Here is a 4577-nt window from a genome sequence, read left to right on the forward strand (position 1 = left end):
AGCTACAGGGATAGGTTTGCTTGGAGCTACAGGTGTACGAGGAGCAACCGGATTCACTGGCCCAACAGGAGCAACAGGTAATACTGGTGCTACGGGTGTGACGGGGCCAACTGGACCGGGGCCAACGATCGGTGCCACCGTGCTGTTTAATGCATTAGGCACTACACAATCGGTGAGCGCTGCTTCGCCCATAACATTTTCTCAAAGTTCGCTTGAGGGTGTGACTTTTAACGGCACGACAACATTAACAATTGTCACGGCAGGATTCTATTTCTTCAGTTGGCAAGTTGCACCGGCAACGGGACATTCGTTACCGAATATTTTTGGCGTTGTGGTGAATGGTAATACAACGACGACTTCGAATATGAGCTCAAATGACATGGATGGGATCGTCGCAGGAACAGCGATTATGAACATGAATTTCGGAGATACGGTGCAATTGTATAATTTATCAGCACAGGATAAAAATATAACAGCGACACAGACAGCAGCTAGCTTGAATATTTTTAGAATCGGAACGTAACTCCTTCGTCTTGGCATGAATTACATGTTACAACTACCGAAATTGTGGTTAATACTGATTGGAAGCGAGACAGCAGGAACGCAATAGGAGGCAACCATCTTGTCAGAGAACGATATGATAAATAACAATCAAGCTGAAGCAGACCATACAGAAGTACAATTCCGAACCGTTGATGATATTCTGGACTACTACAATAAGCGTCATAAAGAAATGCGTGAAGAATCCGTAAATTAAGACCTGGACCACTTTCGGCGTGCTGAAAGTGGTTTTTCAGGCGTATCAGCAGCTGTAAAGATGAAATGCTTGATTCAAACTGCAAAATGTGGTACTATTTCTTTTGTTGTGAATACGGTGGTCCGCTGCGGATAATGAAGGAAATACATAGATTTCCGGAAGATGCAAGAACGCCTGTGTGAGAGGAGGGAGTCATAGATGAATATCGTTCAAGCGATTACTCAAGAACAACTTCGCAAAGATATTCCGAGCTTTCGTCCTGGCGACACTTTAAAAGTGCACGTTAAGGTAATCGAGGGATCTCGTGAGCGTATCCAGTTGTTTGAAGGTGTTGTCATTAAACGTCGCGGTGGCGGAATCAGTGAGACTTTTACCGTTCGTAAAATTTCTTACGGTGTTGGTGTGGAAAGAACTTTCCCAATCAACTCGCCAAAAATCGATAAAATCGAAGTGGCTCGCCGTGGTAAAGTGCGTCGTGCGAAGCTTTATTATCTTCGTGAACTGCGCGGTAAAGCAGCGAGAATTAAAGAAATTCGTCGTTAATAACAAGACGATAAAAGGGGCTTGTGCGTATATACAAGCCCCTTTTCTATATCTAAAAATCGCGATCGCGCGATTATGATTCATGGTGAAGGACGGTGGGTTATGGAGAAAGATCAACACCAGGAGCTATGCCATCCAATGCGGGAAATCCGCCTAAGAAAGCTAAAAATGAATTATTGGAATGGCTAAAGGCGCTGCTGATCGCCCTGGTACTTGTCGTGCTTATTCGCTGGCTTCTCTTCAAACCGTTTATTGTGCAAGGCCCTTCGATGGAGCCGACATTTGTATCCAATCAGAAACTGATTGTGAATGAAATCTTATATAATATCCGCCAGCCGGAACGGGGCGAAGTTATCGTGTTCCATGTTCCAGACGAAGGAAGAGATTTCATTAAGCGCGTGATTGCGGTAGCGGGCGATACGGTTAAGGTTGAAGGTGACACGGTACTGGTTAATGGAGAGCCTGTGGACGAAACCTACATACAGGAAGCGATTGACCAGTCTCATGCCAATGACAGACTGTACAATAACACCAACTTTCCAAACTCGTTTGTAACCGATGGCGTGGTGCCGGAAGGGCATATATTTGTAATGGGAGATAACCGTTCCAACAGTACGGATAGCCGTATGATCGGTTACGTATCGCTGGATGATGTGATTGGAAGGGCAGATCTGATCTTCTGGCCGGTCAGGGACATCGGGCTTATTAACCATTAGCATTGAACATAATAATTATAGAAGCAAGCAATGACGATGAACGTTTGCAGAGCAAAGTAGAGGTGACGACGTTTGACAATACAATGGTTCCCCGGACATATGACCAAAGCGCGCCGCCAAATTCAGGAGAAGCTGAAGCTGATCGATGCTGTCATTGAGCTGGTCGATGCGAGGCTTCCGCTCTCAAGCCGAAATCCAATGATTGACGAGATTTTGCAAGGCAAACCGCGGCTTATTATGTTGAACAAATCGGATTTGGCTGACCCTGAAGTTACGAGGGAGTGGCTGGCTTATTTCAAAAAGAATGGACATACAGCCTTCCCGGTAGATTCTTATACTGGGACTGGTGTTAAGGATATTCCCAATCAGATCAAATTGCTGTTGAAAGAGAAGATTGACAAGCAGATTGCCAAGGGTATGAATCCCCGCGCCATGCGTGTGCTGATCGTGGGTATTCCGAATGTTGGCAAATCCACGCTGATTAATCGGCTGGCTGGCCGTAACATCGCTGCGACAGGAGACCGACCAGGCGTGACCAAAGGGCAGCAGTGGATCAAGGTGGCAGGCGGCGAGTTAGAGCTGCTGGATACCCCGGGTATCTTGTGGCCGAAATTCGAAGATCAGAATGTGGGCTACCGGCTTGCGGTGACGGGCGCGATCAAAGAAGAGATTTTGAATGTGGAAGATATCGCGTTTTTTGCGATTAAATATTTTGCCAATTACTATTGGGATGCAATGAAAGAGCGATTTGAGCTGAAGGAACGTCCTGCGGATTTAGAGAATCCGGATGAAATCGTCTCGGTTATGGAAGATATCGGTCGCAAACGCGGGTGTATTATTAGCGGCGGCAGAGTGGATTTGGAAAAAGCATCAAGCGTGTTTCTGCGTGAATTGCGTGCGGGCAAGCTTGGGCGTTATTCCATGGAATCCCCATATTGAGATCATAATGGGATTCTTGATACAGAGCACAGGTCAACCGTTTTTGCCGGACTGCCGGGAGAAACGGTTTTTTGCTGTCCAAACATTCTAGTTCATGGAGGATGACGATGAACATCAGATATGATAGTCTAATAGAAGACCGATGATATTGGGCGGGCTGGATAGGGAGTTGAATGATGACAGATCTATTACAATATGAACGTGAATACTGGAATGAATATATACATATTGCTGGCATAGATGAAGTGGGCCGAGGTTGCCTGTTTGGAGACGTGGTGGCTGCCGCGGTCATACTGCCGCAAGGCTCATCATGGAAGGTATCGATGATTCGAAGAAGTTAAGTGCCAAGAAGCGGGATGCGTTGTATGAACAAATTATACAGGAAGCGCTCGCTGTAGGGGTTGGGCACGTTGACGCGGAGACGATCGATCGGATTAATATCAAACAAGCGGCTAGACTTGCTATGAAGCTGGCGTTAGAATGCTTGGATGTGGAGCCGCATTTCCTCTTGGTTGATGCAGAGAAAGTGGATTGTGACATTCCTCAGCGTGCGATCATTAAAGGGGATGCCAACAGTCAATCGATAGCGGCTGCTTCAATCGTAGCCAAAGTGACACGTGACCGTCTATGTGAAGGTGAATGGGAATTGCGTTATCCAGGTTATGGTATTGCTGTACATAAAGGTTATGCTACCAAGTTACATCGAGAGCAGTTGCAGCAGCGTGGACCTACGGCCATGCATCGTCGAAGCTTTTTACGAAATATGGAGATCAAGCAATTATCTTTATTTTAGAAATAGAAACAGTCGTTGCAGCCCGCCCTAGTTAAAAGGCGGGCTGCTGCCGATATATAAGGAAACAGGATGTGTGGGAGGATCAATCGTGAACATCGGATCAATGATTCGCGGACTGCTGGGTGAGCAGAAGCCGGGAGAAGTTAAAACATTAGAATTGAGGCCGGGTCAGGTCGTTCGCGGGGTTGTGATGAACGTAGCGGAGGACGGTCAGACCGCGGTCGTGCAGATTCAAGCGTCCAGGTGAAGGCCAAGCTGGAGGCGCCGCTTCGTGCCGGAGAATCGGCGCTGCTTCAAGTTCAGCCTCCAGGAGAAGGGGGGACGGCCGTCTTAAAGCCGCTCAGTCAGACTCCGGGGCAACCCTTGTCGCCTTCTTCGATGGCTCAGGTATTGGAATTTGCCGGTCTTCCAGACACCAAGGAAAACCGAGAGATGATTCGTGGCATGCAGACGGCAGGCGTCCCATTAACGAAGGAAAATATTGCGCTTTTTCGTGAAGCATTAGCGATGAAGCCCGTACATATACCGGCAGCGGAATGGACAGAATCAACGGCGATTGCGTTTCACCGGGGATTGCCGGTATCGCCTGACAGTGTGAGAGGACTGCATCAGGCGGTGTTCGGACCGCAGCTGCATCAACTGCTGCAAGCGCTTGAACAGCAGCTTGCTCCCATGGGAAGCACAGCTGAGGCAGCGAGAGCTGCTTCTTTAGCTGCCTCGGGTTCGGCAAGCGCAGCCAGCGGCACGGCGGCTGGCGCAGAGACTCCGGCGGCGCCTATGCCTAACGCCGCCGCCACCGGTGCCACGCAGGCCGGGACGTCAGCAGCAA

Annotated in this window: 6 protein-coding genes and 2 pseudogenes; all 8 read left to right on the plus strand. The window is 48.4% G+C overall.

The features are described from left to right. Positions 1 to 523 (plus strand): collagen-like protein (locus JCM10914_RS31600; RefSeq protein ID WP_269433952.1); only part of this gene is annotated, 523 nt, incomplete at its 5' end. A 99-nt stretch (positions 524 to 622) separates the two neighbouring features. After that, the gene (locus JCM10914_RS31605) at positions 623 to 757 is read left to right on the plus strand and encodes a hypothetical protein (RefSeq protein WP_269433953.1); all 135 of its coding nucleotides are present in this window, start codon (positions 623 to 625) and stop codon (positions 755 to 757) included. 198 nt (positions 758 to 955) lie between these two features. Continuing rightward, positions 956 to 1300 carry a 50S ribosomal protein L19 gene (rplS, locus tag JCM10914_RS27975; protein ID WP_023967521.1) on the plus strand — a complete coding sequence of 115 codons (345 nt, stop codon included), beginning with the start codon at positions 956 to 958 and terminating at the stop codon, positions 1298 to 1300. A 128-nt stretch (positions 1301 to 1428) separates the two neighbouring features. Further along, entirely contained in the window at positions 1429 to 2016 is a 588-nt protein-coding gene (gene lepB / locus JCM10914_RS27980) for a signal peptidase I (protein ID WP_036720583.1), read from the plus strand. 72 nt (positions 2017 to 2088) lie between these two features. Beyond that, positions 2089 to 2955, plus strand: a complete 867-nt coding sequence (ylqF, locus tag JCM10914_RS27985; RefSeq protein WP_023967523.1) for a ribosome biogenesis GTPase YlqF — start codon at positions 2089 to 2091, stop codon at positions 2953 to 2955. Between the two features lie 176 nt (positions 2956 to 3131). Continuing rightward, positions 3132 to 3748 (plus strand): annotated as a pseudogene (locus JCM10914_RS27990) (ribonuclease HII). Between the two features lie 88 nt (positions 3749 to 3836). Further along, positions 3837 to 3995 (plus strand): hypothetical protein, encoded by a 159-nt coding sequence (locus tag JCM10914_RS31155; protein ID WP_023967526.1) that lies wholly within the window; start codon positions 3837 to 3839, stop codon positions 3993 to 3995. Then, a pseudogene (locus tag JCM10914_RS27995) lies at positions 3992 to 4577 on the plus strand (hypothetical protein); the annotation flags it as partial. The gene JCM10914_RS31155 and the pseudogene JCM10914_RS27995, both read left to right, overlap by 4 nt.

The sequence above is a fragment of the Paenibacillus sp. JCM 10914 genome (genome assembly GCF_001315105.1).
GTDB lineage: Bacteria > Bacillota > Bacilli > Paenibacillales > Paenibacillaceae > Paenibacillus_AQ.

What these genes read in the sequence shown, in the direction of transcription:
- rplS (WP_023967521.1), top strand. Translation starts at nt 956, where the DNA reads ATGAATATCGTTCAAGCGATTACTCAAGAACAACTTCGCAAAGATATT.
- lepB (WP_036720583.1), top strand. Translation starts at nt 1,429, where the DNA reads ATGCCATCCAATGCGGGAAATCCGCCTAAGAAAGCTAAAAATGAATTA.